This window comes from Pseudomonas sp. HMSC057H01 (genome assembly GCF_001836405.1).
Taxonomy (GTDB): Bacteria; Pseudomonadota; Gammaproteobacteria; order Pseudomonadales; family Pseudomonadaceae; genus Pseudomonas; species Pseudomonas aeruginosa.
The window spans coordinates 1-2,629 of the sequence record NZ_KV828431.1; the positions used below are offsets into that span (position 1 = coordinate 1).

Consider the following 2,629-nt stretch of genomic DNA (forward strand, 5'->3'; position numbering starts at 1 on the left):
GACAGGGACAGGGACAGGGACAGGGACAGGGATATTTAAAAGATCAAGAGCAGGCGCCGCAACAGCGTCGCCCTTCCCCTGAGGCCGGGGATGATCAACCGACGGAAAAGCCCAAGCGTGCTTCCCGCTTGCCGGAAGACTGGGCCTTGCCGGATGACTGGCTGGATTGGGCGCTGACTGAGCGCCCGGAGTTCAGCGAGGCGGACATGCGTAAGGTTGGGGAGGGCTTCAGGGACTACTGGTGCTCGGCTGCCGGCAAGGGGGCCACGAAGGTCGATTGGCTGGCGACCTGGCGCAACTGGGTGCGCAAGGAGAGCGCACCATCTGCAACTCCGCGGAAGCCGGCGGTGGGCAGCAAGCGCTACCCGTTCATCCCGCCCAGGGGCTACCAGCTCGAGGATCACGAGTTCTGGCACCCGCAGATGACGGACACGGTGCTGTCCACTCGGACCCACGACTTCAGCACCCTTGAGCGTTTGCCGGACGGGGAGGGCGCATGCTGACCCCGTCGGATATTTCCAAGCGCCTCGCTGATCGCGCTGCCGATGTTGCACGGCACCTGCTGCCTGGCGGCAAGCGGGAGGGCGCCGAGTGGCGTGCTGGCGATGCATCGGGCGAGAAGGGCAAGAGTCTGGGGGTTCACCTCGTCGGCGAGAAGGCTGGCGTGTGGTGCGACTTCGCCACCGGTGAGTCTGGCGACCTGCTGGACCTCTGGCGGCTGGCGCGCAACTGCGACATGGCGACGGCGCTGAGCGAAGCGAGGGGCTACCTCGGCGTGCAGGAGCCCAAGCTCATCCGGCCGGTCGAGAGCCGGAAGTCATACCAGCGACCGGACAAGCCAAGGTGCTCGACGCCGAAGGTGGACTCGGTGGTGATGGCGTACCTGAAGGGCCGTGGACTGACCGAGGAGACCATCAAGGCGTTCAAGATCGCCGAGGACGGGCAGAACATCGTGTTTCCGTACCTGCGCAATGGCTCGCTGATCCACTGGAAGAAACTCGGCGTGGAACGTCCTGGCGGCAAGAAGAAAATCACCACGTCGTCGGATACCGAACCTTGCCTGTTCGGCTGGCAGGCCATCCCGGACGGTATCCGGGAGGTGACGATAACCGAGGGCGAGATCGACGCGATGACCGCCTGGCAGTACGGGCGCCCGGCGCTGTCGGTGCCCTTCGGTGGCGGCAAGGACGGCAAGCAACGCTGGATCGAGTACGAGTTCGACAACCTGCAGCGCTTCGACGTGATCTACCTGTGCCTTGACGACGACGAACCTGGCCACCAGGCGACCGAGGAGATCGTTCGGCGCCTTGGGCGTGATCGGTGTCGCCTGGTGAAACTGGGTTGCAAGGACTTCAACGAAGCCCTGGATGCCCTGTACTACAGCGCCGACGACATTGCGGAGTGCTACGCCAAGGCGAAGAACTTCGACCCGGAGCGCCTGAAGTCGGTGAGCTCCTACTCGGAGGAGGTCAAGGCTGAGTTCTACGACCAGAACCCGGAAACTATCGGCATGGAGCTGCCCTGGAGCGCCTACGCCAACAAGATCCGCTTCCGGCCCTCGGAGGTCACGATCTGGACCGGCTGGAGCGGACACGGGAAGTCGCAGTTGCTGAACTACCTGGCCTTCCACGGCATGAACCGCAAGGGCAGCCAAGACCGGTTCTGCATCGCCTCGATGGAGATGCCGGCGCGGCGAACGCTTCAGCGGATGGTCCGGCAGGCCTCCGGGATGTCTTGTCCTTCGAGGGGCTACATCGACGCGATTCTCGACTGGCTCGACGGCAAGCTATGGATCTACGACCAGTTGGGCACCGCGAAGACGGGCGAAATGCTCGAGGACTTTCGGTATGCCGCGCGCCGGTACGGGGTGAACCACTTCATCGTCGACAGCCTGGCGAAGCTCGGCATGGCCGAGGATGACTACAACGGCCAGAAGCAGGCCATGGAGGCGTTGGTGGGGTTCGCTCACGAGATGAACGTCCACGTCCATCTGGTCGCCCACCCGCGGAAGGCTGACGACGAGGGTAAGCCCCCGGGCAAGCTCGACGTTCGCGGTGGCGCCATCCTCACCGACCTAGCCGACAACGTGTGCACGGTCTGGCGGAACAAGCGCAAAGAGATGGCCAAGGGAGACGACTACAAGGACCAGAGCGATGTGCGCCTGATCATCAGCAAGCAGCGCCTCACCGGAGATGAAGGCATCTTGGACCTGTGGTTCGACAAGGCATCCAACCAGTATTTCAGTGCGAGCACTCACAAGGCCCGGAACTGGGTCCACTACGAGGGCGCGCGGGAGCAAGCAGCATGAGCAACGTACAACCGATGGCACCCCGCAAGGTCATGACCAGGCTGGAGCGGGAGTTTCTCAAGGTGGCCGGCCAGGAGCTGGCGCAGGTCAAGGTGGGCGGTGCTGCTGCCTTGGCTGCGCTGTTGGTCATGATCGCCAACTGGCACGGCGACCGCGGCACTCTGGGTTTTCACGACTATGGCCGGCTCTGGTTGCTGGACGGCAATGCGAAGGGCGCGGCGGTGGAAACGCTGCTGCGCGATCTGTTTGGCCTGAACGGTCCGGGGGCGGCATGAGCAGAACTCGAACCTACGTGGACAAGCTGCTGGGCGATACCGAGTA

3 protein-coding genes are annotated in these 2,629 nt (G+C 63.8%); all 3 read left to right on the plus strand.

Going from position 1 to position 2,629, the window contains the following annotated elements; all coding sequences use genetic code 11:
- Nucleotides 1-503, plus strand: a 503-nt coding sequence (locus HMPREF2581_RS33420) for a hypothetical protein (RefSeq protein WP_031642331.1), incomplete at its 5' end; no start/stop codon positions are given.
- Entirely contained in the window at nucleotides 497-2,308 is a 1,812-nt protein-coding gene (locus HMPREF2581_RS09560; RefSeq protein ID WP_003119041.1) for an AAA family ATPase, read from the plus strand. The genes HMPREF2581_RS33420 and HMPREF2581_RS09560, both read left to right, overlap by 7 nt.
- On the plus strand, nucleotides 2,305-2,583 hold the full coding sequence (locus tag HMPREF2581_RS09565; protein ID WP_015648203.1) for a hypothetical protein: 279 nt from the start codon (nucleotides 2,305-2,307) through the stop codon (nucleotides 2,581-2,583). The genes HMPREF2581_RS09560 and HMPREF2581_RS09565 overlap by 4 nt, the downstream gene beginning before the upstream one ends.
- Nucleotides 2,584-2,629: the final 46 nt, after the last annotated feature.